This is a genomic window from Ktedonobacter sp. SOSP1-85 (assembly GCF_016587415.1).
Classification (GTDB): domain Bacteria; phylum Chloroflexota; class Ktedonobacteria; order Ktedonobacterales; family Ktedonobacteraceae; genus Ktedonobacter.
Genome location: NZ_BNJI01000003.1, coordinates 188,335 through 214,268 on the forward strand (window position 1 = coordinate 188,335; position 25,934 = coordinate 214,268).

Sequence of the window (25,934 nt, forward strand, 5' to 3'; positions counted from 1 at the left end):
AAATGGATGCTCTACCCTTTACGCACGAAGGCAATGATGAGACCTACGATGAGGACCAGAGCAATCACCATCCCCGAACCAAGCCAATCCAGTTTCAAGACCATCATGATAACCGCGCCCAACGCAACTAGGCCCGGGATGGGAACGTAAACCCGCAGCACAGGGTTAGAGATGGCCTGTCTTAGAGCGGGAGAGATCTCGCCCACGGGTGCGGCTTGTGCTGCCACATGAATCGCCTTCATGCGAGGTCCGTTGATCACGGGTCCCAGGATACCCAGGAGAACGAGCAAGCCCAGCGAAAGCTCGATCCAGGCGTGCCCCCATCCCCATACCGAAAATGTCAGCACGAGGCCACTGATGAGAATGAAGACAGCGGAGACTGGCAACACCACGTCAATCACGCGGCTGAGTGTGAGCCATTCATGGACCTGAGTCGTCGTCTTCGCCACCCGTAAGCGAGACACGACGGCGACCTCTAGGCTGAGAGCGATAAAGAGGCCAATCACGCCCACAATGTGGAGCAAAAGTGTAGCAGGATAGAGTGTCATACTGTCTATATCTCCTAGCGTAGTGATGCTATTTACCTTTGTTTGATTTCTAACCTTTGGTAAGTAAAATGTCTATTTCCCCAACTCATCATATCTGTAGCAAGCCTAGAGAGAGGCTACATGTTTGGAAGGGGAGCCTGACGGGCGGTACTCGCCTCCTGTTCCCAGGCCAGCAACATGTCTTGAAATGCTCGTTCGAATAATTGTGTTGCCTGCGCCTGCCCACCGCCAATGCGACCTGCCAGCGTGAGCGTGACCAGCCCATGACCGGTTGCCCAGAGGATATTCACCTGATCAGCCAGGTGCTCGGTTGACCAGCCATGAGAATCAAGCACATCTTTGACGGTCAGTGCCACCACATCCTCTATCTGGAGTCCCTCCTTCTCGGGTTCAGAGATGCTGAAAGTGACGCCGTCAAGGCCATACATCAGGCGGTAGAGTTCAGGATAGCGCCAGGCGAATCCGAGATAGCCATAAGCAATGAGCCGCATCGCCTCCTCTGGATCATGAGCTTGTGCTCGGGCGAGCTTCAGGTCTGCCTCCAGCAGGCGAAAACCCTCATGCACAAGCTCTAAGAGAAGCACATCTTTGTTTTCAAAATAGTCATAAATGGCGGCATGACTGTACTCAATGCGATCAGCGATCTTGCGCATCGTCACATTACTCCACCCTTCGGCCAGAGCGATTGCGCGCGCCGCCTCCAACATACTCTGCTTGAGCTCTTGCTGATCTCGCAGTCGTCGTTCTTTCCTTCCCATAAATTCACCTTTGTTATTTTTAGTTACCAATGGTTACTAATAGAGTAACAGAAAGAGAAGGGAGTGTCAAGCCTTTTTCAGGGCGGTTGCGATGACGAGCTCATTGACAACGTGTATGATTTAGCGTCATCGTCTCCCTCCCGAGGTAGCCACTTCGTGTCTGCACCTCAGCCAGAGAAAAGCCAGCACAAGGCATGGAAGATGGGATAGAATCGGCGCAGAAAACGATTGTGACATTCCTTGGAGAGGAGGAAGAGAACAATGGAAGAAGAATGGATGCGTGATCGCGCCCGCTTGCGTGAGTTGCTCTTGCACCATCCCGACTGGGGGCAACAGGACTATGCCCAGGCCGTCGGACGGTCGATCAGTTGGGTGAAGAAATGGCGCAAACGCTTGCAAGAGGCTGATCCCCATGATGTCCACATCCTCTTGTCCCGCTCACGTGCCCATCACACTCCGTATCCGTCCTGGGACCCGCGTGTGGAGGAGCGCATTGTCGAGATGCGTCTCTCTCCCCCCGAGCAACTCAAGCGGGTGCCAGGACCGCGCGCTCTTGTACTACTTGCCGCGCGACCCGCAGTTACAAGCCTTGCAGGTGCCCCTCCCACGCTCCAGTCGGACGGTGTGGAAGATCCTGCACAAACATGGCTGCATCTTGGAGCATCCCAGGCCCAAGAAAGAGCCCCTGGAGCCGAGAGCTCCTCTCGAAGAGATCCAGATGGACTTCAAAGATATCAGCACGGTTCCGGCCACTGAAAGTCAGGAAGGCAAGCGGCAACACATTGTGGAGGTGCGCAATTTTGTGGATGCAGGCACCTCCGTCCTACTCCATGCTCAAGCCCGGGAGGATTTCCATGCGCAAACGGCCATGCAGACCGTCATCAGCTTTTTGCGTGAGCATGGCCGACCGCCAATGATGACCTTTGACCGGGACATATCATGTTCAGGTCTGTTGCTTCTCTTTCCTGACGTGGCTTCGATGAGGCGACTTGGGTGGGGTGACGATGACGCAAAGTCATACAAGCGGTGCGAAGAGTGATCAAGCGGTGCGAAGAGTGATCAATGGTACAGATGTCCCTGGAAAAGCCGCTTCTCATCTGGTATTCTTCTTCTCAAGAATGTAAATTGTGCATGTACATCTTCAGATAATAAGGAAATTGTGAAAAATGATACGAGGAGAAAAAATCTATTTACGCCCTTTCAAACGCACTGATATCACATATCTTCAGACGCACTTTGGCAATCCTGAAGTAACGAGTGAGTTTAACTTCTTCGGTTTCCAGAATTCTGAGGGTCTTGAACAAGAATTTAACAAAAACGGTTTTCTCAGTGATACGTTTAATCGACTTGCTGTTGTGACGCACAATGAGCAAATAGTGGGAATGATTGATTATCGACCAGTGAGGCATGGTCCAAGTCAGGGAAATATCGTCTACTTTTTTGGCATTGAATTAGCGGAGGAGCATCGTGGTCTGGGCTATGGAACCGAGGCTCATAAACTCCTCGTACGCTATCTTTTTGCAACCCATCCTATCGTACGTATAGAGACACTCACAGATATCGAGAATAAAGCTGAGCAGAGGGCATTGGAAAAAAGCAACTTCACACGTGAGGGAGTAATGCGCCAAGCTCAATGGCGTAATGGGGCTTGGCATGACTTGGTATTATATAGCATTTTACGTCAGGAACAGCCAGAGTGAAGAATGTTTTCCACATGTAGGGATATCGCGGAGCTGCTTGTGCTCCGCCGCGATACGTTTCGGGTCATTGACGGAGCAGGTCCTGATGCTCTGGTTCCTGAAAGGAATGGAGCAGCATCAGCACATATCGACGAAACAGTGCGAGAGCAGGAAACGACCCAGGAAAACGAGCAACAGTCCACAACGGAAACGGTGGAAACGAGCGAATCGTCTAACTGCACATTTTAGGGATATTCTTACATCTTTGGTTCTATTCCAGCTCGGTGAAAGTCATGAAGGTGTTTCCCTTGCGGCGTTCCCCCATGCCATCGATAATGCTCCATTTTTTGCTGTAACACAGATTGGTGATTCTCAATCTCTATCTTTTGTCCTTTATAGACAGGGCTTTCCAATTCTAATAAACAGAACATTGACCAAGGAGGATAAGATCAAGAGCCTGATCAACATGGGCGTTCAAGTAGCGCATCTGGCGAGCAACATTGCGAACGCCAAGGCGATCCATCAGACACAATACGGCGCTATTGAGCTGAGCGAGCAAACTGGGAACGGATCCTGTACGGGTTTGACAGCGATCTTCCCCCAAAGTGACATCTCGCCGATGATGCAGCCGATTTTCGATGGCCCAGTGGTCTCTGGCGAGTTGGAGCATGCGTTGGGGAGGAGCCTTGCTCATCGAGAGACTGCTGAGCCCATAGACCACTTCGTGGCGAAGCTTTCCCGTTTTCAGGATGCGCGTCGTTCGTTCGAGGCGAAAGACTTGCTCGATGCCTTCCCAGTCCTTGCGAAACCAATCGTTGAGATCAGGGCTAGAGAGAAGCTGGCGATGTTCCAATCGTCCATGTCCTTTGTCCCAGGTCTCTGCCTGCTTCCAGCGCCGCCGATCAGGGAAAGCGTCCTCAAACAAATCAGCAATATCCTCTTGGAGGGTGGGCTGATTGTCCTTGGCAATGAGGAGATAGTCTCCTCTCAAGCGATGGATCTGCGCACAGAGGTCGCGTTGCGTATGCAGAGCATCGAGGGTCAAAATGCGTCCACTGACCCATGATGGCGCCAACAAGGGCTTGAGGGCACTGATCTCATTTTCCTTCTCCTGCACATTGCAATGCCAAAGCACGATGCCAGTCGCCACTTCATAGCAACTGAGTTGGTGAACCGGATGGACCTCGTTGCTCGTCGCCCGTAGAGCTTTGCCATCAACAGCGACATGAGCGTGATTGGTCTGTAGGCTTGCAATGAGGAGGCGACTGGATTGCTCCCCACATCGAGCCTGAGCTTCCCAACGGATGAAAAATGCCGAAAGAAGCTCGTCGAGATGCTTGCTGTCTACCATCGCCAGGACATTGCAATAGGTCATCTGGCATGGCATTTGCTGGCGACGAAGCCCAAAGCGCTGTGCTAAAGGCACGCCATGATGACGAATCCAATCGGTAGCTCCACTGAGTGTCTGTTGCCCTGCGAGCTTGGCGAGCACAAGCAGAGAAAGGACCAGAGCCAATTCGTAGCGTTTTCCTTGTTTGCGTCTCTTGTCTGAGAGGGCTTGCAAGGTGTGGTACAGCGAAGCTGCGGGAACCATTTCTGGGGGATGTTTCGCTCGTGTTGAAAGCGTCAATGTGGTATAGTCCATGCAGAGTTTTCCTTGAGAGATGATTTGGTTTTCGTATTCTACAAGGAAAACTCTTCTTTTTCATCACCCTTTTGAGAATTGGAAAGCCCTGCCTTTATAGATGATCTGCTTGACTTCCTTCCAAGATTTTCCTCTCCACCAGGGTCTCCCCTGATACGTCACTGTATGAGTTACAGAGATGGTTCCATTCTTGTCAACCTTTACAGGGTAGACATCAGCAATGTATTCCCGTTTCGCATTGGTCAAAAGAAAGGCGTGGGGGTAGTCTTCCATATTAGGATCTTTGGAGATGATGTAGCCCTGTGAAGCAAACCAGTCTTTCCACCACTGCGTATCCTCTTCCATTGGGTGAAAGTCGATATCTTCATGTGAGCGTGAAAGGCCGCCAAAGGCAAGGTCTACTGCGAAGCCCCCACCAATATAATAATGCTTCCCTGCTTCTTGTGCAATATGAGCAATCATCAGCAGTAAGGCTTCTAACTTTTTTGTCCATTGGTCTATTTCTTGTTCCTGTTGGCTCATATCTTAAAGTATAGCATCTCCTTTCGCAGTATTAAAAAACATGTACAAGATACATTGGGACGCGTTAGTTCGAGGCGAGAATTGTGCTTTTTGTGCGCAACTCGAAAAGAATGGCGATTTCGATGGCTACGGATTCATTGTAGCAGACCTCAGTATGACACGCCTCAAGCTCACCAAGAACCAATATATTCACGGAGAATGTATTCTTACCTCTAAGCGCCATATCAAAGAATTCTATGATCTTTCCCAAGAGGATCGTTATTTGTTTATTGAGGATCTCGCTCGCTCAGCCAAAGCGATAGAGAAGGTTTTTGCTCCACTAAAAATGAGCGTAGATATGGGAAGTAGTGGGTATCCACATCTCTATTGTCGTCTCAAAGCTCGCTAGTATGGTGATGCAGCTCCAGGGCATATGGCAGAGCGCATTCTTCCTTCACATGAGTACGCAAAGTATGTCTCTGAACTAAGAGCAGCTTTGGCTGAATAGATTTTTTCTTCTCTTCCATTTCTTGCTCAGTTCTCGCTGGCAAGTTTTTTTGCAATGGATACCGCACATATATGGAAAGCATCAAGTGGCTAGGTGTGTCAGGCAGACCACGCTCCGACAAGTGATGGAGAAGCGAAGCCGCCCAGCACTCGACGGACAAGCACACGCCCGGGCATACGCAAGCCGAAGCGCGACAAGGTTGGAGATCAAGTTTCAGGAAGTTCCACATGAGGAGCAAGAGATGAAGCAACGTATTCTCTTTCTTTGTACCCATAACTCAGCCCGTTCCCAGATGGCAGAAGGCTTCCTTCGCCATGAGAACTCGGATGGCGCACGCCGTCGTCAAGAGGATCGCTGAGAGCCGAGAGGTGACACACCATCTTTCAGTCCCGGCTCGGCTTTGTTCTGATTCCAGCGATGACGAGATCAAACATTCGGTCGATCCCATCAGGATCGGACGCATGTTCGTTCACCAGGACGATTCCGTAGACGAGTCGTATCACATCGATAATATTGACATCCGTTCGGATCTGTTCTGCGGCCTGGGCCCGGAGCAACAGGACTTCCCCCGCCTTGAACATAGCCATGTTCGCGGCATGGATTCTCGTTCCCGGAACGTGCTTGGCTGCCATGATGGCTGCTCCCATGCTCCTCCCTCGAGCCGAGAAGTCCATCTGGAGACGAAGCCAGCTGATCAGGGCGTCGAAAGGAACCGGAGCGCTTGCGAGTTCTTCAGCGCGCACCCTCAATTCATTGGTCTCATCCAGGAACACGGCTTCAAGGAGATCCTGACGCGTGGGGAAGTGGCGGTATAGCGTTCCTATTGCGACCCCAGCCGACCTGGCAACGTCCTCGAGGACGATGTCAGCGCCGCGTTCCGAGACCGCGACTCGCGCTGTGCTCAGCAGGCTGGCGTAGTTGCGCTGTGCATCAGCTCGCATGGGGCGGTTGGCGTGTGTTGGCTCGTTCATTTCATGCTAGTCCTTCCTCCTCGTAATATTGACCCTTGACAAAATGAGGGTCCCTCCGTTAATATATGGAGGTATCCTCATTTTAACACACCCACTCTTGATTTTACAACTAAAAGGAGAACTTTCTTATGCGTGTTTTCGTCACAGGATCAACAGGTTTCATTGGTACTGCCGTCGTTCATGAACTCATCAGTGCTGGTCATCAGGTCGTTGGTCTGACCCGTTCAGACAATGGTGCCGCGATACTGAAGGAAGCTGGGGCCGAGGTGCACCACGGTGCCCTTGACGACCTCGACAGCCTTCGCAGCGGTGCCGCCGCTGCCGACGGCGTCATTCACCTGGCGTTTCAGTACACCTTCACGGACTTCGCAGCCGCGCTGGCAACCGATCTGCGCGCCGTCGAGACGATGGGAGCAGCGCTCGGTAACTCTGGCAAGCCGTTTGTGACCACCGCTCACTTACATGGGGAGGCATCGGATAACGCTGTGCTCTCACTGGCTGGCGTGCGCTCATCGGTCGCCACGCTCTCACCGTCCGTGCACGGCGAGGGCGACAAGCACGGCTTAGTGCCGAGCCTGATCACCATCGCCCGCACGAAGGGCGTCTCTGCCTACATCGGCGACGGGTCCAACCGCTGGCCGGCCATCCATCGCCTCGATGCGGCGCGCTTGTTCCGCTTGGCACTGGAAGTCGCCCCGGCGGGATCACGGCTTGACGGGGTCGGCGACGAGGGTGTGCCATTCCGCGACATCGCCGGCGTTATCGGTCGCCACCTGAACCTACCGGTGGTCAGCATCTCCCGTGAAGAGGCAGACGCCCACTTCGGCCCTTTTCTCGCCGTCGTGGCGGCGCTCGACGCCCCGAGATCGAGTGCACAGACCCAGGAGCTTCTGGGCTGGCGACCCGTGCACCCCGCACTGATCCCAGACCTCGAAGAGCACTACTTCAACAACTGATGTGAGGCTGAGGGCCATTGTCATGAGTATGAACGGGCCGGAAGACGATGCGAAGCGCTTCGTGTTGTCTTCCGGTCCGTTTATACGGAAAGCGGCCTAATGCTATTCTCCTTGATAGGTGGGGAATTTCCCGATCATAGAGAAGAGAGGTGAAACGCGATGTCTCATTAGCGTCAAGTTAAGGCCCAGAAGAGGCCTTGCAGAGCAAACGAGAGGTGCTCAGACGCGCCTCTCGCGTTTCCGTTGAACATTGTCCTTGGACACTCTCAACCCACGCGATGCGCAACGAGCTATGGAAGGCAAAAAAGACGGCCTGTCATGCAGTTTGAAGAAGCTTTACTCTCGCCCACCAGAAATCGTCAGGAGAGGACTCACAGAGTAGCAAAGAGGTCATAGCGTGAGAGATAGGTGAGAGCAATCGAGGACGAGGGCTTTGTTTCACGAAAGCGAGATCGAGCTACACTCAAGCGATGCGGAGGCCGAGAGCACCGGCAAAGGCGTCTGGTATCCCGAAGAGCTTGATCGAGACATCTGGAGCGGCTGATCTGCGAGCGTTGCGTGCCAAACGCTGCTCCCAGGAGAGACGATAGTGGGCTTGCTCGGCACGGGAAAGCAGTCGAACTGGCGGAGGTTGAGTCATTGGAGCCGTTTCAGTGAGTTCCACATCGACGCGTTGGTGGCGCAGGAGCTTCACTACCTCTCGCCGATGAAAGCATCGCTGCCAGTCTCCCCAAAGTATCGGATGAGAAGCCGATGGAGGGATGCTTCCTCTGGTGCAGGAGAGGACTCACTTGAGACCGAGGAATGTGAAGGAAGAGGCCAATAGACGGCACTGACCCGCCGTGCTTTGATGGCTGTCGCTGCTTCTTGACACTGCTCGCGCAGCGAACACGCTCGACAAGGGCCGATCCGTGCGGCATAGAGTACCCGTAACGAGCTATTGCGCTCTGGTCTACGCTCTTGTGCATACAGGGGCTGCCCACCGGGACAGCGCAGTGTCCCATCGGGCTGTAAAGAGAAATCGGCTCCGGCAAATCCTTTCGTGTACGATTGGCGGGCCCACTGTGGGGGTCCATAGATGACGGAAGCTGCTTCAGAAAACCGAAGCGGCCTACATGGCCTGACCCAATCAACGGTCAGTCATGCCCTCTCGGCCCTTGAACACGAATTAGGCGTGACCCTGCTTGAGCGCAACCACAAAGGCGTGGTGGCACTGACCAACCCCGGACAAAAGATCCTTCTCCATACACGTGCACTCCTGGCACAAGCCGAAGCCATCGAACAAGAAGCAAAGGCTGCACGCGGTGAAACGTCGGGAAAACTGCGACTAGGCACGACACTCTCCCTCTGCCCAGATGTGCTCGCCAGCGTCCTAACTCGTTTTCGCGCCTCGTATCCTCACATGGAAGTTGTGCTCTTTGAAGGGATGTTGCAAGAAGTCTACAAGTGGATTGAGAGCGACATCATTGATGTCGGATTCGTGCTCCTACCAGCATCTGGGATCGAGAGTACGCTGATTACGACAGACGAGCTGTGTGTGCTCGTTCCGCCTGGGCATCGTCTACACGCGAAGACTGCCGTGTCTGCTGGTGACCTGCGTGACGAAGGATTGATCATGGCAAAGACCGAATGCTCATTTCAGATGATGGAAAGGGCTGGTCTGGAGCGTTGCCGTAGCAGGCCACCTCTGCGCTATCAGGCCAGCGATAGCGCCACGATCCTGGCAATGGTTCGTGAGGGACTCGGCATCACGCTCATTCCGCGTATGATGCTCCCGAAAAAGCTTGAGGGGGTAGTGGCTCTGCCACTTGATCCCCCTCAACCATTACAAATCGGACTTGCTGTCAGGTCGCAGGAAATGGCCTCCAGAGGAGCAACGTTGTTTGTCCAAACAGCATTGGCCTGGGCACAAGAGCAAATATTGTTGCCTCCTCGCGCATGTTGAGCTGCGAGACGGTGCACATTTTTGCCTCTTTCCCCTCCCTTTCTACGACTTCGTTGCGCATCGCGTGGGAACGTAACTTACAAAAGCGAGCAGGCTGATACAGACACTACTTGGATATCCTGTGTAGAAGCCAATGGCTATGCCAATCCAGGTACATACGACGGCAAGGACAGCGGCAAGACCAAGGGCTGCCAGGGGGCGGCTGACTACCTGATATGCGATGGCCGCTGGCAAAAGCAGCAGCGCGAACACCAGTAATGCTCCCACAGCAAGAGTCGCTTCACTGACGGTGATGGCCAGCAGCACCATAAAACCCAGACCAAGTGCGCGCACCGGTACGCCATGAGCGGCTGCGACATCGGGGTCAAGGGATGCGAAGAGCAGGGGCCTCGCAAGTAGTAAGAGAACAAGTACAGTCCCTCCACTCACCAGGGCAATCGTTTGCATCTGATCTGCCGATACTCCCAGGATATTGCCGAAGAGCACGGTCACCCCTGAAAAGCCCGTTCCTGTCCCACTCACATGCGCCGTGAACAAGCTCAGAAAGAAAACCCCTAATCCAAGCACCCAGGACAGGACCGTGCCAATGGCCACATCCCGTCCTCGCAAGCGCTCACCAAATCCCCCCATCGCGAGCGCCACGACAACAGTTGTGACTATGAGGCTTATAAACGGGTTGATACCCAATGCCGCGCCACCCAGTGCTCCGGTAAAGGCGACATCCGAAAGTGATTCGCCAGCGAATGCCTGGTGGCGTAATACGACAAAATAGCCAACCAGCCCGGCAACGATACTCAAGAGCGTTCCAGCAAGGAGGGCCTGGCGCATAAAGTCGTAGCTCAGCATCACCTGGAGATCCTGCCAGAGATTGAGCGTGAACGGGGGCAGCGCTGCTGCTATGGTCATACTCATATAGTTCTTTCCCTCTGTAAACGAGCACCTCGGCGGAGAAGAGTCGTTTGGGCGAAGCGCGTGCCGCGTACCAGGACGTAAGTGCCAAAGGCAAAGGTCGTGATGAAAAAGCCGACTGGATAGGGTGTGGCGTAGCCAATGGCGAGTCCGACCCAGGTAAAGAGCAGCGCCAGGGTCACCGCGACAAGCACAGCCACAGCGGGGCGCGTCGTGATAGCGTGCGCAATCGCCGCTGGCGTCACCAGCAGAGCAAAGATGAGCAAGACCCCAACGACCTGTACAGCGACGGCAACCTCCAGGGCCAGGATCACAAGGAACCCAAGGGAGAGAGCACGAACAGGAACCCGGAGCGCCGCCGCCACATTGGGATCAAGAGAGGCAAAAAAGAGGGGGCGCGCGATGCAGAACATAATGGCAAGCAGGAGCAGCGTTGAGCAGGCAATGATGGTCACATCCGTGTCGCTAATGCCGAGCACATTGCCAAACAGAACCGTATAGACACTGCCCGCGTACTCGGCTGTGGAGAGGTGAATAAAGAGGAAGCCCAGCGCTAGCGAGACGGTGAAAACAGCCCCCACCGCGATATCGCTCTGGCGATTCTGACGAGCTGCACTGTTCAACGTCTGGATACCCACCGCAAGAGCGCGGCCCCCGTCGCTCCGGCAAAGCCGACGTTCGCCAGGCTATGACCCGCGAAGCTCTGGTCGCGCAACACCATAAAATAGCCCATCACTCCTGCCGCGACGGCGACAAGCGTCCCCGCGAGATACGCGTTTTGCATGAAGTGATAGTGCAGGAGAAGCTGGAGATCCGCGATGAGGTCCCAGGAGAAAGGGTTTGCATCAGCGAAGACGATGTGCATGATAGCTCACCTCCTCTTCAGGTTGCCCAACCACGACGATGCGCCCATCGCTGGCGCGCAGGACTTCAATGGGCGTATTGTAGAGGCGCGAAAGCGTCTCCGTCGTGATCACCTCTTCTGGTCTCCCGACGGCAATCTGCCCATGTGCGACATACACCACGCGATCAACCGCCGAGAGGATGGGATTGACATCATGCGCCACCAGCAGCACCGCTGCCCCCGTTTCCCGGCTAACCTGCCGGATCACTCCCGCCACACCTTGCTGGTTACGCAGGTCCAGACTGTCGAGAGGTTCATCCAGGGCCAGGATACGAGGACGCTTGACCAGGGCCTGCGCGATCAGCAAGCGCTGCTGTTCTCCGCCAGAAAGCTCACCAATGGGCCGATCTGCGTATGCGCTCGCACCAACAAGCTCAATGGCTTCCTGCACGCGAGCCACAGCCTCCCGCGCCTTGCGGCGCTGAAGCAGCGGCAGAGGCAATCCCCAATGGGCGCCATCCAGCCCAAGACGCACAATACTCCGTCCGCGTACACGCACGTCGGCGTGAACGTACCTCCCCATAGAATGGAGAGGCTTCTACGCAGTTGCCCGCGTTGGCCGCGTCCCGACCGAAAGCTGTTTTCGTCCGATACCGAGGATGACCTTCGCTGAGGCCGTATCCCGATCCAGTTCACACCCACACGTACAAGAATGCCACCGCTCTTCTAACGTCTTCTTGCGTACATTCCCGCAATTCGGGCAAATCTGGCTGGTGTACTTAGGATCAACTTGTACGAGAGTACGCCCGGCCCATGCTGCCTTGTACGTACACATTCCCACAAATTGACTCCAACCAGCGTCGGCTATTGATTTGTTTAATCCCGCTTTGGCCGCCGCCCCATTAGGCAAATACTGTCCTGTCTCTTCGTCCTGCTTCGGCTTGGGCTGTTTCACCAGATTGGCCATGGTGAGATCCTCAAGCACGATCACTTGATAGCGATTGACGAGCTTTCTTGAGGCTTTGTGAGCGAAGTCGGCACGCTGATTGCGGACCTTACGATGGGCCTTTGCCACGCGCTTCACTGCCTTCGCTCTGCGATGACTGCCGCGCTTCTTGCGAGACAAGGACTCTTGTAGCTTCTTGAGCTTGTTCTCTGCTCTCCGATAATGGCGCGGGTTCTCAAGGAATTCACCATTGGACAAGGCGGCAAAGTGAGTCACACCCAGGTCTATCCCTACATCCTCATAGCTGCTAGGCAAGGCTTCCGGCTTGTCCACTTCGCAGCTAAAACAGGCATACCAATGCTCTCCCTCGCGCTTGATGGTCAAGGTTTTGACTTTGCCTATCATGTCTCGATGCAGGTGCAGTTTCACTGTTCCAATCTTCGTCAATTTCAGATTGACTCTGACCATGCCCTTCTTATCAGGCGGGCGTGTTTGTTGATCCAATTTCCAGCCAGCGCCGTCCGGGTAGGTAAACGAGTTATAGCGGTTACGACCCTGAAAACGCGGGTATCCTGGTTTCTGGCCTTTGGCACAGCGATCAAAAAACCGTTGAAATGCCTTGTCCAGTCGTTTTAACACATCTTGCAGGACATGAGCAGCGATATCCTGATACTCTTCTCTGATCTTTGCCTTGATCTCTGGAAGGACATTTTGTTGATCATAGTAGGTGATCGATTTGCCCGCCATACGGTAAGCATCCTTCCTCTCGGAAAGACCCGCATTGTAGAGTTCTCGACAACGTGCCAGAACCCAATGGAGTTTGTTCTCCACCGTCTTATTGGGAGCTAAACGGTACTTGTACGTTTTTCTCATGTCCCTTGTCCCAACTCGATATATTTTTTGACGGTTTCCTCGGTCATGCCTCCGACGGTGCCAACGTAGTAACTGCGAGACCAGAAATTCCCACCCCACAGTTGTTTTTTGACTTCGGGATGCTGCTTAAAGACTTGTCTCGCAGTAATCCCTTTGAGGGTATTAACAATGAGAGAGGGCGCAATAGCGGGTGGCGCACTCAAAAAGAGGTGAACGTGGTCTTCCTGTGCATTGAGTGCGCCGATCTCCCAAGTATTCGCCTCACATAATCGCCTGATTTCTTCCTCAATAAACGTGGCGATATTCCCCACCAGAATAGTCTTGCGATACTTGGTACACCATACAAAATGGTATGCTATTTTATATATGGCATGCTTCGTATGTTGTTCTCTCATACGCTCTATTCTAGCATGGTATGGCATACCATGCTAGAATAGAGCGAGAGGGGCCGCCTAACCCCTGCCTGAAGGCGAGGGGAATGCGGCGGCCCGGCCTTCAATATGAGTATAGATCAGGGTAAGCCCCTTAATCATAATGTCAAGCATGGGATCATTCTCATCCCACATTGCCTGTCCGCCCCCCTCCCCCTCGGGAGCAAAAAAGGGTCGGAGTTGATCCAGTTGGTCGGCAATGAAATTGAGGAGGGCGGGTATATTATCGCCTTCGTAAGGTCCCAACTTGTCTACCAAGGCATTGGCGTCTTTTTGTTGGGCGTCGGTACTTCGTACGAGACCAGAGCTCAGATCGGAAGAGTGAGGAGTCATCTCTCCTTTTTGATTTTTCACGGGATCTAGATTTTCATCCTCAAGTTTTCTTTTGCTTCTTGCTGGCTGATCCATATGAGATTCCTTTCTTTCCTCTGCTTTTTAGCAAAGATTCCTCTTCAGGAAGAGAAAACATGACTCCTGGTTTCGCTTCCCAATAGCCTCGAGATAGGCCTGAATAGCGACGAGCCATTCTGGACTGACCAAGGAAGGAGTAAGCTCATGAAAGGGGAAAGACGCCTTTGAGGCATTGCAAGAAACACACGCAGGCACTACATTGCTGTGTTTAGACCCTCCCCGTAAGCCAAGGCTTGGAAGTGGTCAATGGTCCATGCCACAGCGATAACGCAATATGCACACCGTTGATCAAAAAAATTTAGTGTCCGTTGCCAATCGAGTGTTGTCAGGGTGCCTGCCAGTCCTCTCTCCCGAGATCGCTGGTTGCAGGCCGCGACTTGCTTTGCGAGGGCTGTGGCCATCGTCTCTTCCTTTCACGAACTTATGAGAGTAATCATGGACATTTAGCCAGTACTATTCTACATTACCTCTTTTCTCATGCTCAAGGATCGAGTCAACCACGAACACGGGAGGCCAGAGAAGAGATGTCCCTCAGGCAGCCACCTACTCCCACCCTCTCTCCCGTTCTGGCACATCCACGCTTCCCAGTTGATCCCCCCTTCCGCCATCTACTCTGCCAATCTCAAAGCGAGACGCCCAGGTTGGGTCACTCACTTGCGTCAGCAATGGCCTTCATGGTAGCCTGGAGTCTATGAAGAAACTGCTAAAGAAAGGGAATGCATTAATGCTGATTTGGACGATTCAATCTCTTCAGGTATGGGAAAAACTCCAACAAGATGGCTTCATATATGGGCCTGGACCAGATCTCATCAATCGAGTGACTGAGTCTTGGCAATGGCAAACTGCCTACCAATGGATGGCCGAGCAGATGGAGAGATGTATTGGTAAGAGACCCAAACCAAACATCTCTCCGTTGTGGGCTTGGTTTCAGTGGAGAGATGTCACCCATCGCAAGCCAGATCTTCGCAGTTCCGGCCATCTTGCTCCAGGCACAAAGGGAGTTCGTCTCGCCTGCGAGATCCCCGACGATCAGATGCTGCTCTCCGATTTTCTGCTCTGGCATCATGCACTCAACTATGGATATCTCTCCCTCAGCCAAGCAGAAGAGGAAGCTTTTGAGGCCGAATTAGCGGCGGATGGCCTCACATACATGCCATTAGGACCCCTCTCCGATCCGGTGTTCCATCAGAGGATCCTCGAGAGCTGGCAACGCATCTTCGATCTGGATGGCGTTGGACACCCCGACTGGCTCGGCAACCAAACCCGAGATGAAAAAGCGATCCAGGCAACCTTCTGGCAACTCTCCCTCGATCAGATCCGAGAAGTCACCCTGTTTACCAGCAGATGATGATGACGTGTGGAATATGAGGATTGCTACAGGTACAAGCGCTGACGTCAAGACACACAAGCAACACTCCTTGCCCGCATATACTACAATCTCACGTGAAGCTTCCAGGCCCCCACATACTGACGACATGGCAACCCTGGTTCGCTTCCCCTCTCCAATGGGTTCTTCTTCCTCTCATACCAAAAATGCGGCGCAGGCTGCGACATACCTGCCTATCTCGAGCGATATCATCGGCAGATATGCAGCAGATGATCTGCTGACCAACAACTGATCAAAAGCAGATCGCCCCCAGATCAGCCTCGTCCCTCGGCCCACCCTGCCACAAGGGCAGGTCACACGACCGTCGAGCCGCCCCCTCTCGCTTCCTTCCCCTTCCCTCCCACTGGAGTGCTGGAAACCTCCTTTCCACACTCCTCCCCTATCCCTCTCAGCAGGAGCCGATCTCCCTCGACGCCACAGACCGGTGAATGTGCTTCTGGGATGCAGGAAGAAAGGTAGATCGCTCTGCCCCTCCCTCCACCGCTGCTGCTCCTCTTTCTTCGCAAAACGTGCAACTATCCGGGATCATATCCCGGCCAGGCTCCCACTCCGGTTCTGCCAGAACTCAGAAGAACATTTGGCAGGGTAAGCGCTCATGGAGTATGTTTATAGGAAACGAACATATGGTGAAGGATAATCATGGTGAAGGATAATCAATGAACTGCCCATACTGTACATCCTCGGCTACCAGAGAACAATGCAACAGAACCTCTCTTGGCTATCGAACCTTTCGCTGCTCTGCCTGCAAACGGCTTTTTAATGAACGAACGGGTACAGCCTTCAACTTTCTGGAATATCCTACAGATACAGTTCTCCTGGTTGTTATCTGGCAATTGCGCTACAAACTGAGCCTGCGAGACGTGGCAGAGGTGTTTTCGGTGCGTGGCTTTGCCTTCACTCATAAAGCAGTGAGGGATTGGGAAGCTCGATTTGCTCCATTGCTTCCCGATCACCTATGTGTGAAGCGTCGAGGAAAAGCTGGAACCTCATGGGGATCTGGCTCACTCTTGGTGATTCAGGTTGCTTGCTTGTTTGCATCATTCGCCCTCGATACAATGGAAAGCGGAGGAAGCAGGTCAATTGAGCAAAGAGAGGCATAGAGCATGTTACGTCGGTATACCAAGATAGATTATTCTGCTTGTATGAACATTCTAGAAAGCAATATTCCCCGCTATTTTCTGCCTCAAGACCGTGAAGATTTCCGTCTCTTTCTTGAGTCCCCATCGGGGGTCTATAACGTATTGGAAGACCATGAGGGGACCATCATCGGATGTGGAGGAATTGCTACACGTCATCAGGGTGAGGATGGCATTCTGACCTGGGGGATGATTCATGCGATGAGACATCGGCAAGGATGGGGACGCCGTCTCACATTGGCTCGTTTGGCTCAACTCTGTGCTCTTTCTTCAGTGAAGCGTATTACGTTACATACCAGCCAGGAAAGCGTTGGCTTTTATGAGAGGCTAGGATTTCGCACTCTTGCCTTCACTGTTGATGGCTATGGTGCTGGGCTTCACCGCCATGATATGCAACTCATCATTGATGAGCCATTTTGCCAACAGGTTTCAGCGCTGCTCGTCTGAGTCCATGTCCTCTCGCTCTAAAGTGCATGAAGCACACGTTGATGCAGGAGGGCATCATGTCAAAAGAACAGCGCACCTTTACGAATGAGCGTCGCAGCGGCTTGCGGTCCAATACCAGGAATAGAGGTGAGAATCTTCCCCTCGCGTGACCTGAGGAGTCATGCGCCCCCAGTCGATCAGCCCGTTGCACAGGTCATCCCGGCTGTAACCAGTCATACGGAGAAAGGTGTCATTGGCTTCCACTACTTTTTCTCCCTGGCCAAGGAAGATCCCAATAATCGGGGAATTCCAGAGTGCCTGCACCCGTTCCTGACTCTGGCACAAGGCTTCCTCGGTGCGTTTCTGATCCTCAATATCGGTGCAGGTGCCAAACCACTTGACGACCTGACCGGTTTCATCGCGCACCGGAAGCGCGCGGCTTAAAAACCAGCGATACATTCCTGTTTTGCCCTCTTTGAAACGATTTTCGATCTCATAGGGTTCACCTGTTTCAAGCGCATGACGCCCAAGAGCCAGCGTTCGCTCATGATCATCGGGGTGCAAGAACTGAAGCCATCCAGCGCCCCGCATTTGCTCAAACGTGGCATGTGTATAGTCAAACCAACGCTGATTGAAGTACTCTTTCGAACCGCCCGGTTCCCCTATCCACACGATTTGTGGCATGGTTTCGGCCAGCGCATGCCAGTGCTCCTTGCTTTCTTTGAGGCGCTGCTCCGTCTGTTTCCGGTCCTCGATGTCAGTGCAGGTGCCAGCATATTTCAGGACCGTGCTTTGCGCATCTTTCAGCGGCATTGCTTGCATCAGGAACCAGCGATAGGCTCCAGTTGTGCCATGGCGCAAGCGCTGTTCTGTTTCATACGGCCTGCCTGTCTGGATCGCGTGTTGCCACACCGCCAGGACACGTTGCCGGTCATCGGGATGCGTACACTGCAACCACCCATCCCCCTGTGCCTGTTGGGTGGTCATGCCTGTATAGTCACACCAGCTTTGACTATACGAGTCGATATACCCATCTGGCTGCCCAGTCCAGACCAACTGGGGGAGAGCATCAATCAGGGCATGGGTTTCTGCTTCGGCGCGCTTGCGCGCAGTGATATCCAGGCCTGCATAGATGAGGTACTCGACGTACCTGTTAGCATCCAGATGCGGGGTCATCGTCACTGCAAGGTCCAGATACCACTCCTCTTGTGGGCGTATCCTGGCCTCAAAGCGCGCGATTTCTCCCTGGCTAGCTTGCTCAATCGCGGCGCGTAATTGCTGCTGGACAGCTGGGGTATACGACCACCAAGGGGTTTCGGTAAACGGTTTGCCGACCACCTCCTCTCGCCGGTGGCGTGCGTCCGCTAAGGGACGCTGACTGATTTCCAGGACCAGTCCCTCAGGAGTCAAGACCGCCACCCGGTCAGAAATGCTCTCCAGCAAATCCCGATATCGCTGTTCACTTTGGCGAAGGGCATCCTGCAACAGCGTTGGCTCCGCGTTTTCTTGGAAAAGGACAGCGATACCTGCGCTGGTGAGCGAGATCTGTGCCTGCAGCCAGGTCTGAGTGACCGGAGAACAATATTCCACTTCGGTCAGTTTCCGGGTCTGCCTGGCCCTGAGCACTGCCTGGTAGAGCGACGTGCTAACCAGTTGGGGAGCGCAGCACCACAAGGAATTGCCACAGATATCCTCTCGTGTGGCGCCGAGCATGACCTGCGCGCTCGCATTAGCATGCACAATCGTCGCGTCGTCATCGATGACAAACAAGGCACCAGGAAGTGTCTCAAGAAGCGTAAGGAGCGTCTCACTCGATGCAGGAGTGACACGTTTGGGCTGTTTAGTATTCGGCATAGAGCGGTAGTTCTCCCTTTCACGTACCCCCATCCCTGAGAACAAAGACCCCTTTCTGTTCGGACCGAAAGCAAGGATACTCACATGATGTGCGATATTCGAGCAATAAGCAAGCTCTACTAGCGGGTTGCCGGTGCAATCGCTCGTCTGTTTGGAGTCAAGGGAAGATGTCGGTGGTATCCTCTCTACACCTATCGGGCTAGCACTCCGTCCTCAATGACGCATTCCTTAGTTTCATAAGGAAGAACACGATGGGTAAAAGCCGGCAACATGGTATGCAAAAGAAGCGGAGACCCGATGTGATATCTGCAAGGATCTCTGCTTCTCTCGCCTCCAGTCGTCTTCATTGCCCAGCAACTGGTGAACGTGATCCGTCAGGTAATGGATTGCCACCGGGTGCTTCTGAAAGGGTTGCGATGGCCAGATGGATATGTTTATTACATTGCGAGCAGTGGTTTCACTCCTGAACAAGAGAAGCCTGAGCGGACGATAGGCGGACTTCAGATGCACCATCTTTCCATGGTTGAAAAACAGGCGAAGATGCAGGCAGCCACAACTATTTTAGTTATTGAGGATGATCTTCACGTAGGCTATATGCTCGCCCAGGCGCTCAAAGAGGAGTTTTCCTGCAAAGTGATTTTTGCCACGGATGCTTTGCAGGCGCTCAAAATGATTCGCCTTGTGCTCCCCGATCTCATTTTGTTGGACTATCACCTTCCCCAGATGGATGGTTTAGCCTTTCTTGCTCAGATGAACGTCGCCTGTCTCAAGCCGTCTCCTTTGCTCGCGCTTTGCATCTGTCCTTTTCTTATCATGTGTATTACTTCATATCCCTACAATGTTCGCTAGGCAGTCTCAACGAAAAGAAGCCCATTCCTGGTTTCACCAGCCTTTTGATAAAGCGGTGGTCCTGTTCAACCAGGTTGTTGAGGTATTTGCTCTGCCGGAGTTCACACGCCTGGGGGAGGTATCTCTCTGCTTTGAGCTCCTTGAGCGCTTTGGGGTACGCCGCATTTTTGTCAACGGTGATAACACGCGGAGTCACTGCATGGAAGGCTCCGAGCGCTTTCGCGAAAAAGCGCTTCGCAGCTTGGGCGTCACGAGGAGCGCTTAACAGAAACTCCAGGGTGTTGCCTTGAGAGTCCACTGCACGGTAAAGGCACATCCAGACCCCTTTCCTCTTCACATACGTTTCGTCGACGCGCCATGAATCAGTCGCCCCTTTGAGATGCGGTCGGCAACGCTTCTCCAGTTCGGGCGCGTACCGCTTCTTTGTTATTGCTGAGTATCCTTCTCTGGTGTTCATTACGTGCCAGTAGCAATAGAAACTCACTATCATGCAGTTCTACTCTATGCATCTCAATAAATAAAGGAGCTATTCTATGCGAGCGTCACCTTTGTTAGAAAATTTTAGAGCATATGTTGGCAACGAACGCATTACGCGTCTCTATGAGAAAGCCGCATCCTTGCGAGGTTTGCGCGTCTTACATTTGAATACAACGGCCACCGGTGGGGGGGTAGCCGAAATACTCTCCGCGCTCACACCTATTACGGATACGCTGGGTATTATCCATACGCGAAAAGTTGTTCCGTTAGACGAGATATCAGGCCGATTTACCACTCACCTGGTGGACTTGCTCCAGAACTACGAGGAGCCAGGCAATCTCTCACCGGATGATGCGCGTGTCTTCCTCGATAAACTGAGTCATGCGCTCTCGTACACACCTGAGTTAGAGGCTGATGTTTACGTAGTCCACGATTTCCAACTCGTTCCTTTGGCACAACTCTTTTCCTGGCTCCGCCCGGCATCCTGGTTTTGCCATGTGGATACGGCCCGGCCAAATCCCCATGCCGATCACTACATACGCCGTTTTTTGACTGAATATAAATTGATCATTTTCAATACACCGGCCTCTGTCTTGCGCGATCTTCCCCTAGAAAAAACGCAGGTGATCAATCTGGGTATCGACCCTTTTCGAGATAAAAACCGACCACTCTCATACCAGGAAGGCAGAGAGCGCATACACCGTTGTGGTGTCGACCCTCAACGTCCCATCATTACCCAGGTGGCGCGTTTTGCCCGTTGGAAGAATCCCTGGCAGGCCGTGGATATCTATCGCCTGGTGAAACAACAAATTCCCGATGTGCAACTTGCTCTTGTGGGGGCGATGGAGGCAAGCGACGATATGGAGGCGATCAAGGTTATGCACGAGGTAGAGCAATATGTAGGTGACGATCCCGATGTGCATCTGCTCCACAATCCGGCGAGTATTGGGCACCTAGAAGTCAACGCCTTCCAGCGCTACTCAAGTGTGATTCTCCAGCGCTCGCAGCGTGAAGGGTTTGGGCTCACAACAACTGAGGCTATGTGGAAGTATCAACCCGTGATTGGCACGTCTTCCACTGGCCTACGCACACAGATCATCCATGAGCAGAATGGCTACATCGCCGATGATACTGAAACTTCTGCCTATTATGCGCTTCATCTGCTACGCCATCCAGAGGACAAAGCGAGCATGGGCGAACGAGCCCATGCCTTTGTTCAGCAACATTTCCTGATTCCAATGATGCTTGAAGACTACCTGGATACGCTTCTTCGTGTCTGTCAGCATTATGAGACACGCCGCCCCGACACTTTCACACGTGTTTCAGGTCAATTGAGCGGTGCATCCCCTTCGCGAGAAGAAATACTAGGCAAAGTTACTGATTAAAAAAATTGAGTTTGAGAGCCAAAGTGGGGCAACGCTCCAACACCCTGCACTCTCAGCCCTCTCTCGTAGCTGTACGAGCACGATCCCACAGCAATCCGAGCGGCTCGGCCAGCACCGAACCGCTCGTGCGTTTGATAGGGAGAGGCGTACTGCATGAGTACCGGGTTGCCGTCAAGGACGGGCGGCACATCCTGGGACTGTGCCGCATGGTGTACTAGCGCGTACCCTTCCAGCGCCGACGCTAGCCCGCATCTTCTTTGCGACAGAGTTTACCCGCCATCTGGATCGATCAGGGCATTCGCTTCCGCAGGGGGCAGCTCACGAGCCGTGCGCATATGTCATTCCTCCTTGCAATGGGAAAAGGGCTCAGATCGGCCTGGACCCTTAATAGTAAATGTTCGCTTGTTAGTATCATATCTCATATCCCCTGGTATGTGAGCACCAGGGGCCGTGATTAGCCTCAATCAGCTGGCATTATTGCCGGTTCGATCATGATCTGTGTTGGCTTGAGGCGGCTCTGATAGCTTCTCAGCATGACGATAGCTATCAGCAAGAAGCCTATTGGCAGGCCACCTAGTAGAATTCGGAAGCCGAGAATGGTGTTCGCATGTTGCTCTTTGAGATGCTCGTCATAACCGCTTACGACAAAGAAGATGGCCATAACGGCATATTGCAGAGACAGGCCGAGGCGAACAATAAAGCCATTCATGCCCAGGTACATGCCCTCGCGCCTGCGGCCAGTTAGCTCGGCGTCATAATCAATTACGTCGGCGAGCAGAATATTGAGCAGCACCAGGAAGCCAGCGATGGGGATGCCCAGGAACGCGCCGGTGATAATGACGCTGGTGGAATTCGTCTCAAAGAGAAAGGCCAGCGTAATCAGCAGGTAGAGCAGCGTACTGATCATGGCCGCACGAATCGTTGAGATGCGGGTTGCGATCCTGGCCCAGAGAAACGACATAGGGATAGCAACAATAAAGATGCTGCCCAGGAATAGCGTGTTCTCCAAGGCATTCAACGAGACCACATATTTGGTATAAAAGGCAGAAACGGTCGTAAAGAGGGTTGTGGAGAACTGAATCAAGAAGTTCGCCACAACATAGGGGATAAAGCGCGGATTGCGAAACGTGGAGGTGACGGCCTCACGGAAGCTGAAGGACTGCTCACGGTAGGCGGGATTCTCAAAGCTGCCATAAACCGAGACATAGAGCGAGACCACACCAATCCCAGCAAAAACCAGGGCCATAGTCTGCCATCCCAGGGTCTGACCCAGGGACTTCGAGAGAGCCACACCCACCATCAGGCCAAGAATGGCAAATAGCTGCAAGAGCGCGCCAACATACAGCCGCGTCCGCTTTTCCTGATACATTTCAGGAAAGAGACTACCGAAATTGAGCGCAGTAACCGTAAAGCAAAGATCAAAAATGAAGGTCAGGACCAGGAAATAGATCAATAGCCCCTGGGGACCCAGGGCAGGCGGAGCAAAGATAAAATAAAAGGTCACGCAAAAAGGAAGCGCGCCACCAATAATAAAAGGAAGGCGCCGCCCCCAGCGCGTATTGGTACGGTCGCTAATATGACCAGCCAGCAGGTTCAAGGCCGCGTTGATGAGGCCATAGGCAATCAAGCTGGCGGAGAGGATCACGCCCGAAACGTGCAGCTCCGTCACATAATAATAGACGGCAACCGTATTGAAGGCGTTCCAAAGCAGGTTGGAACCAAGCTGGTGCGTGCTATAGGCGATGCGCTTACGCACAGGCACCGGCTGAGCGAGAGTCGTTATCTCGTTCATCATCGAACCTCATTAAACTTCTTAGCTATAAAGTGCGGTGGGGAAGAAGTGCAGTTGTCGGACGGAGAGCAGCTTAAAGGCTTCGGCGTAGCGTGCCTCGTCTGTCCTGGCCTCCGTATGACCAGCCTGGTAGAGTTGTTGGGCCTGGTAGGCAAAGAAATTGCTTAAGAGGGGCCATTCCGCGTTCTCAAACTGGCTCTTGTGCGCCAGAATGGCGGAGAGCTTGCGCTCCCAGTAAGGGGTCACATCGATATAGGTGTTGGGGTGACTGCTCGCGTAAAAGGCGATCTGAGGCACGGTATATGGCTGGCCTGCCTCGCGCTGCGTCGCCTGGTTTCCAGAGAAGAGCATGGCCTGAGCGACCGCGTGGCCAGTCTTGATATGATCAGGGTGGGCCTCGTAGGGCATCCAGGGGTCTACGGTCATGACCAGCTCAGGACGATGCTCGCGCAGGATAGGAATCAGGCGCTGAACGACCTCCTCCTCCATATACTGGCCCGCGTCCGGAAAGCCCAGTTCCAACTGCTCAGAGACACCAAGCAGCCTTCCGGAATTGAGCCTCTCCTCACGCCTGATCTCGACGATCTCCTCACGGGACATGGTGAGATTTGGCACACCAGCGCCACCATCAGTGACGGTCACAAAGACGATCTTGCAACCACGTTCCGCGAGCGCCAGCAGCGTTCCTGCCGCTCCAACCTCGTTATCGTCGGGATGTGGCTGTACGCACACGACAGAGCGCACATCTAACAAATCCGGCAGTCCTAAAAGCTTACGAATATCCAACAGATAAGACCTTTCATAGATAACATCTTATCAAGATCGCGATTATTGCTGCGCCAACAGTAACAAGTCATACTATTACTACGCTTCAATAAAGTATTTATTCACGCCTCCTCCTGCGGTATTATGGGCTGGCACGACGCTGGGGACGAGACACCGTGAGCCCAAAGGTTCCATTTACTAATGCAAAATCCTTAATTGCCAATATATGAAAACCATACATTCTCTAATGCTATCTATGATGGGACATTCAGCCAGGAGTTGCTGAAACCTCAGCCTACGGTGCTGGGACAGCTCGGTACGAATATCGCGATGCGCCTCTGGCACCTGCTGTTCGGCCTGCCAATCATCATCCTTGTGGGCGTGATTACTCACACCACCTGGGATGTACGCATGCTTCTCCTGGCACTGTCCGCCCTACTTCTGGCGGCGATACTGCGTTTTCTCTTTACCTACCTGTTCGCGCTCTCAGCCTTCTGGACTGAGCAGGCGCATGGTATTGTAGGCCTGAGCGAGTCCCTGATCTTTCTGCTGGGTGGGTTGGCTGTACCCATCACACGCTTTCCTTCCAGCCTGCGCCCGCTTGTGGGGGCTCTTCCCTTTCACGCCTTACTCGGTTTTCCGGCCGAAATCATGAGTTCCAGCCTAGACTATAAGCAAATTTTGGGAGGCTATGTCTGGCTGGTGTTCTGGATACTCGTCTTTCTACTGGCGGTTAAGGCTACCTGGCGCGCAGGCTTACAACGTTATAGCGCCATTGGAGGGTAAAGATCTATGAAGTTTCTACAGTTGCTGGAAATGAACTTCTCGCTCTCGTTACGCCGTGAGCTGGCCTTTCTGGCGACCTTCCCTGTCAGCGCGCTGACCAGTCACGCCGATCCTTTCCTGCCACTAACTGGCCTGACCATTAGCGGCATAGCTTACCTTTGCGTCACGCTGGTGTGGCAGGCGGGTCTGCGCCGCTATACCAGCGCGACAAGCTGACGAGGATGTCTGCGTCTATCTACGTTAGCGGTGAGTCATACTAGCGACCCATGGCTAACGCGGATAGTCTCACACACTTTGAGGTCTCATAGCGGACCCCTTGTTGTTTTGCGTAATCACTGAGTTTCATAGGAAAAGTGTACCAGGATTCTCAGTGATTGTCAACGATTCGCTATATCTTCAATGATCGGTTTCAATACCCGCATTGGCTTCCCGTTGGATAATGAATAGCCGTGTGATGAGGATAACTCCCCAGAGCGAATCGACGCCACCAGATAGGCGTTCGAAAACTCCGGCAATGGGGCTGTGTTGCGCGTTTAGAGTACCATAAACGGCGACAAAAACGATCATTAATACGCCAGTAATCACGGTATACGTAGCCCAACCACGCCAACGCGGTTCCCTGGCGAAACGCCTGGCAATGATGAAGCAGCCGGTCGCTGAGGCGAGAAAGCTCACAAACGAGAAGATAATATGAATCATCCCCGAGGTGGTAGGGGTTGTAAGGACTACCGCTCCTGGGGGATAGCCGTACGCTGGATCCTGTGAGAATATTCCCAGCATGATAAAGCTCAAACCGCTAATAGCGCGGAAAACGGGATACCACGTTACCCCCAGGCCTCCTCTAAGGACGCTTCGCGTGGCTGGGACCGTACAGAGGCCAATCAAACCGAAGATGATAAAATTAGCTTGCTGCACCCATCCTCCAGAGCCCAGGCTGAGCGCACTAACGGATTCACGCAATGCATCATAGCCAGGGCGCGTTATTCCCTCGATCAGATAGGTAATCGTAAACAGGAGCGAACCTAATAGGCTCAAGAGCAACAGGAACATTGTAGTAGGGGACAAAGGAGCACCATTCAGAGGCGACTGGCTAAGCCAGGACGAAGCCGGTTGTTCTCCAGGCATTAAGCTATCAGACGTTGTAGCCATGGG

The 25,934-nt window shown here is 53.2% G+C and carries 24 protein-coding genes and 6 pseudogenes; 13 read left to right on the forward strand and 17 right to left on the reverse strand.

Annotated elements, in window-relative coordinates; translation table 11 throughout:
• Positions 1-11: 11 nt before the first annotated feature.
• Both KTE_RS38815 and KTE_RS38820 read right to left on the reverse strand, forming a co-directional pair.
• The gene (locus KTE_RS38815) at positions 12-548 is read right to left on the reverse strand and encodes a hypothetical protein (protein ID WP_201391444.1); all 537 of its coding nucleotides are present in this window, start codon (positions 546-548) and stop codon (positions 12-14) included.
• Between the two features lie 116 nt (positions 549-664).
• A complete protein-coding gene (locus KTE_RS38820) occupies positions 665-1,306 on the reverse strand; it encodes a TetR/AcrR family transcriptional regulator (protein ID WP_201391446.1) in 642 nt (213 codons plus the stop codon).
• A gap of 261 nt (positions 1,307-1,567) precedes the next feature.
• On the opposite strand from KTE_RS38820, the gene KTE_RS38825 reads away from it, so the two are divergent.
• From KTE_RS38825 to KTE_RS38830, 3 genes are all read left to right on the forward strand, one after another.
• Positions 1,568-2,062 carry a hypothetical protein gene (locus KTE_RS38825; RefSeq protein ID WP_236600917.1) on the forward strand — a complete coding sequence of 165 codons (495 nt, stop codon included), beginning with the start codon at positions 1,568-1,570 and terminating at the stop codon, positions 2,060-2,062.
• On the forward strand, positions 2,025-2,345 hold the full coding sequence (locus tag KTE_RS48355; RefSeq protein WP_236600918.1) for a hypothetical protein: 321 nt from the start codon (positions 2,025-2,027) through the stop codon (positions 2,343-2,345). Before KTE_RS38825 ends, KTE_RS48355 begins: the two co-directional genes overlap by 38 nt.
• Before the next feature lie 127 nt (positions 2,346-2,472).
• Positions 2,473-3,006, forward strand: a complete 534-nt coding sequence (locus KTE_RS38830; RefSeq protein WP_201391448.1) for a GNAT family N-acetyltransferase — start codon at positions 2,473-2,475, stop codon at positions 3,004-3,006.
• A gap of 394 nt (positions 3,007-3,400) precedes the next feature.
• On the opposite strand, the gene KTE_RS38835 is transcribed toward KTE_RS38830, so the two are convergent.
• Complete coding sequence (locus tag KTE_RS38835; RefSeq protein ID WP_201391450.1) at positions 3,401-4,630, reverse strand: ISAs1 family transposase; 1,230 nt, start codon at positions 4,628-4,630, stop codon at positions 3,401-3,403.
• A gap of 63 nt (positions 4,631-4,693) precedes the next feature.
• A complete protein-coding gene (locus KTE_RS38840) occupies positions 4,694-5,152 on the reverse strand; it encodes a nucleotidyltransferase domain-containing protein (RefSeq protein ID WP_201391452.1) in 459 nt (152 codons plus the stop codon).
• A gap of 728 nt (positions 5,153-5,880) precedes the next feature.
• Here KTE_RS38840 and KTE_RS48360 point away from each other — a divergent pair.
• A pseudogene (locus tag KTE_RS48360) lies at positions 5,881-5,967 on the forward strand (arsenate reductase ArsC); the annotation flags it as partial.
• Between the two features lie 55 nt (positions 5,968-6,022).
• On the opposite strand, the gene KTE_RS38850 reads toward KTE_RS48360, so the two are convergent.
• A complete protein-coding gene (locus KTE_RS38850) occupies positions 6,023-6,610 on the reverse strand; it encodes a TetR/AcrR family transcriptional regulator (RefSeq protein ID WP_201391455.1) in 588 nt (195 codons plus the stop codon).
• A gap of 128 nt (positions 6,611-6,738) precedes the next feature.
• Here KTE_RS38850 and KTE_RS38855 point away from each other — a divergent pair, with 128 nt between their 5' ends.
• Positions 6,739-7,566, forward strand: a complete 828-nt coding sequence (locus tag KTE_RS38855) for an SDR family oxidoreductase (RefSeq protein ID WP_201391457.1) — start codon at positions 6,739-6,741, stop codon at positions 7,564-7,566.
• A gap of 463 nt (positions 7,567-8,029) precedes the next feature.
• Here the strand turns inward: KTE_RS38855 and KTE_RS38860 are convergent, their stop codons facing one another.
• Positions 8,030-8,206 carry a hypothetical protein gene (locus KTE_RS38860; protein ID WP_201391459.1) on the reverse strand — a complete coding sequence of 59 codons (177 nt, stop codon included), beginning with the start codon at positions 8,204-8,206 and terminating at the stop codon, positions 8,030-8,032.
• A gap of 438 nt (positions 8,207-8,644) precedes the next feature.
• Here KTE_RS38860 and KTE_RS38865 point away from each other — a divergent pair, with 438 nt between their 5' ends.
• Positions 8,645-9,511, forward strand: a complete 867-nt coding sequence (locus tag KTE_RS38865) for a LysR family transcriptional regulator (protein WP_201391461.1) — start codon at positions 8,645-8,647, stop codon at positions 9,509-9,511.
• A gap of 42 nt (positions 9,512-9,553) precedes the next feature.
• Here KTE_RS38865 and KTE_RS38870 read toward each other — a convergent pair whose 3' ends face one another.
• From KTE_RS38870 to KTE_RS38895, 6 genes and pseudogenes are all read right to left on the reverse strand, one after another.
• Positions 9,554-10,423 (reverse strand): metal ABC transporter permease, encoded by an 870-nt coding sequence (locus KTE_RS38870; protein WP_201391463.1) that lies wholly within the window; start codon positions 10,421-10,423, stop codon positions 9,554-9,556.
• Positions 10,420-11,285: pseudogene (locus KTE_RS38875) on the reverse strand (metal ABC transporter permease). The gene KTE_RS38870 and the pseudogene KTE_RS38875 overlap by 4 nt, the downstream one beginning before the upstream one ends.
• Positions 11,266-11,841 (reverse strand): annotated as a pseudogene (locus KTE_RS38880) (ATP-binding cassette domain-containing protein); the annotation flags it as partial. The pseudogenes KTE_RS38880 and KTE_RS38875, both read right to left, overlap by 20 nt.
• A gap of 21 nt (positions 11,842-11,862) precedes the next feature.
• Complete coding sequence (locus KTE_RS38885; protein WP_236600480.1) at positions 11,863-13,083, reverse strand: transposase; 1,221 nt, start codon at positions 13,081-13,083, stop codon at positions 11,863-11,865.
• Entirely contained in the window at positions 13,080-13,478 is a 399-nt protein-coding gene (gene tnpA / locus KTE_RS38890; RefSeq protein ID WP_201391465.1) for an IS200/IS605 family transposase, read from the reverse strand. The genes KTE_RS38885 and tnpA overlap by 4 nt, the downstream gene beginning before the upstream one ends.
• Before the next feature lie 57 nt (positions 13,479-13,535).
• Positions 13,536-13,922, reverse strand: a complete 387-nt coding sequence (locus tag KTE_RS38895; protein ID WP_201391467.1) for a hypothetical protein — start codon at positions 13,920-13,922, stop codon at positions 13,536-13,538.
• A gap of 727 nt (positions 13,923-14,649) precedes the next feature.
• On the opposite strand from KTE_RS38895, the gene KTE_RS38900 reads away from it, so the two are divergent.
• From KTE_RS38900 to KTE_RS38905, 3 genes and pseudogenes are all read left to right on the forward strand, one after another.
• Complete coding sequence (locus KTE_RS38900; RefSeq protein WP_201391469.1) at positions 14,650-15,273, forward strand: DUF3841 domain-containing protein; 624 nt, start codon at positions 14,650-14,652, stop codon at positions 15,271-15,273.
• 695 nt (positions 15,274-15,968) lie between these two features.
• Positions 15,969-16,304, forward strand: a pseudogene (locus KTE_RS48365) (IS6 family transposase); the annotation flags it as partial.
• Between the two features lie 150 nt (positions 16,305-16,454).
• Positions 16,455-16,895, forward strand: a complete 441-nt coding sequence (locus KTE_RS38905) for a GNAT family N-acetyltransferase (protein ID WP_201391471.1) — start codon at positions 16,455-16,457, stop codon at positions 16,893-16,895.
• 78 nt (positions 16,896-16,973) lie between these two features.
• Here the strand turns inward: KTE_RS38905 and KTE_RS38910 are convergent, their stop codons facing one another.
• The gene (locus tag KTE_RS38910) at positions 16,974-18,728 is read right to left on the reverse strand and encodes a PAS domain S-box protein (protein ID WP_201391473.1); all 1,755 of its coding nucleotides are present in this window, start codon (positions 18,726-18,728) and stop codon (positions 16,974-16,976) included.
• Between the two features lie 594 nt (positions 18,729-19,322).
• On the opposite strand from KTE_RS38910, the pseudogene KTE_RS50210 reads away from it, so the two are divergent.
• Positions 19,323-19,424, forward strand: a pseudogene (locus KTE_RS50210) (hypothetical protein); the annotation flags it as partial.
• 50 nt (positions 19,425-19,474) lie between these two features.
• Here the strand turns inward: KTE_RS50210 and KTE_RS38920 are convergent.
• Positions 19,475-19,995: pseudogene (locus KTE_RS38920) on the reverse strand (IS6 family transposase); the annotation flags it as partial.
• 115 nt (positions 19,996-20,110) lie between these two features.
• On the opposite strand from KTE_RS38920, the gene KTE_RS38925 reads away from it, so the two are divergent.
• A complete protein-coding gene (locus KTE_RS38925; RefSeq protein WP_201391477.1) occupies positions 20,111-21,439 on the forward strand; it encodes a glycosyltransferase in 1,329 nt (442 codons plus the stop codon).
• Positions 21,440-21,899: 460 nt separating this feature from the next.
• On the opposite strand, the gene KTE_RS38930 is transcribed toward KTE_RS38925, so the two are convergent.
• Both KTE_RS38930 and KTE_RS38935 read right to left on the reverse strand, forming a co-directional pair.
• Entirely contained in the window at positions 21,900-23,234 is a 1,335-nt protein-coding gene (locus tag KTE_RS38930; RefSeq protein WP_236600921.1) for an MFS transporter, read from the reverse strand.
• 18 nt (positions 23,235-23,252) lie between these two features.
• Entirely contained in the window at positions 23,253-24,017 is a 765-nt protein-coding gene (locus KTE_RS38935; RefSeq protein WP_201391479.1) for a PIG-L deacetylase family protein, read from the reverse strand.
• 195 nt (positions 24,018-24,212) lie between these two features.
• On the opposite strand from KTE_RS38935, the gene KTE_RS38940 reads away from it, so the two are divergent.
• On the forward strand, positions 24,213-24,782 hold the full coding sequence (locus KTE_RS38940; protein ID WP_236600922.1) for an ABC-2 family transporter protein: 570 nt from the start codon (positions 24,213-24,215) through the stop codon (positions 24,780-24,782).
• 6 nt (positions 24,783-24,788) lie between these two features.
• Entirely contained in the window at positions 24,789-24,998 is a 210-nt protein-coding gene (locus tag KTE_RS38945; RefSeq protein WP_236600923.1) for an ABC-2 family transporter protein, read from the forward strand.
• Between the two features lie 180 nt (positions 24,999-25,178).
• Here KTE_RS38945 and KTE_RS38950 read toward each other — a convergent pair whose 3' ends face one another.
• Complete coding sequence (locus tag KTE_RS38950; RefSeq protein ID WP_201391481.1) at positions 25,179-25,931, reverse strand: DUF998 domain-containing protein; 753 nt, start codon at positions 25,929-25,931, stop codon at positions 25,179-25,181.
• Positions 25,932-25,934 lie beyond the last annotated feature (3 nt).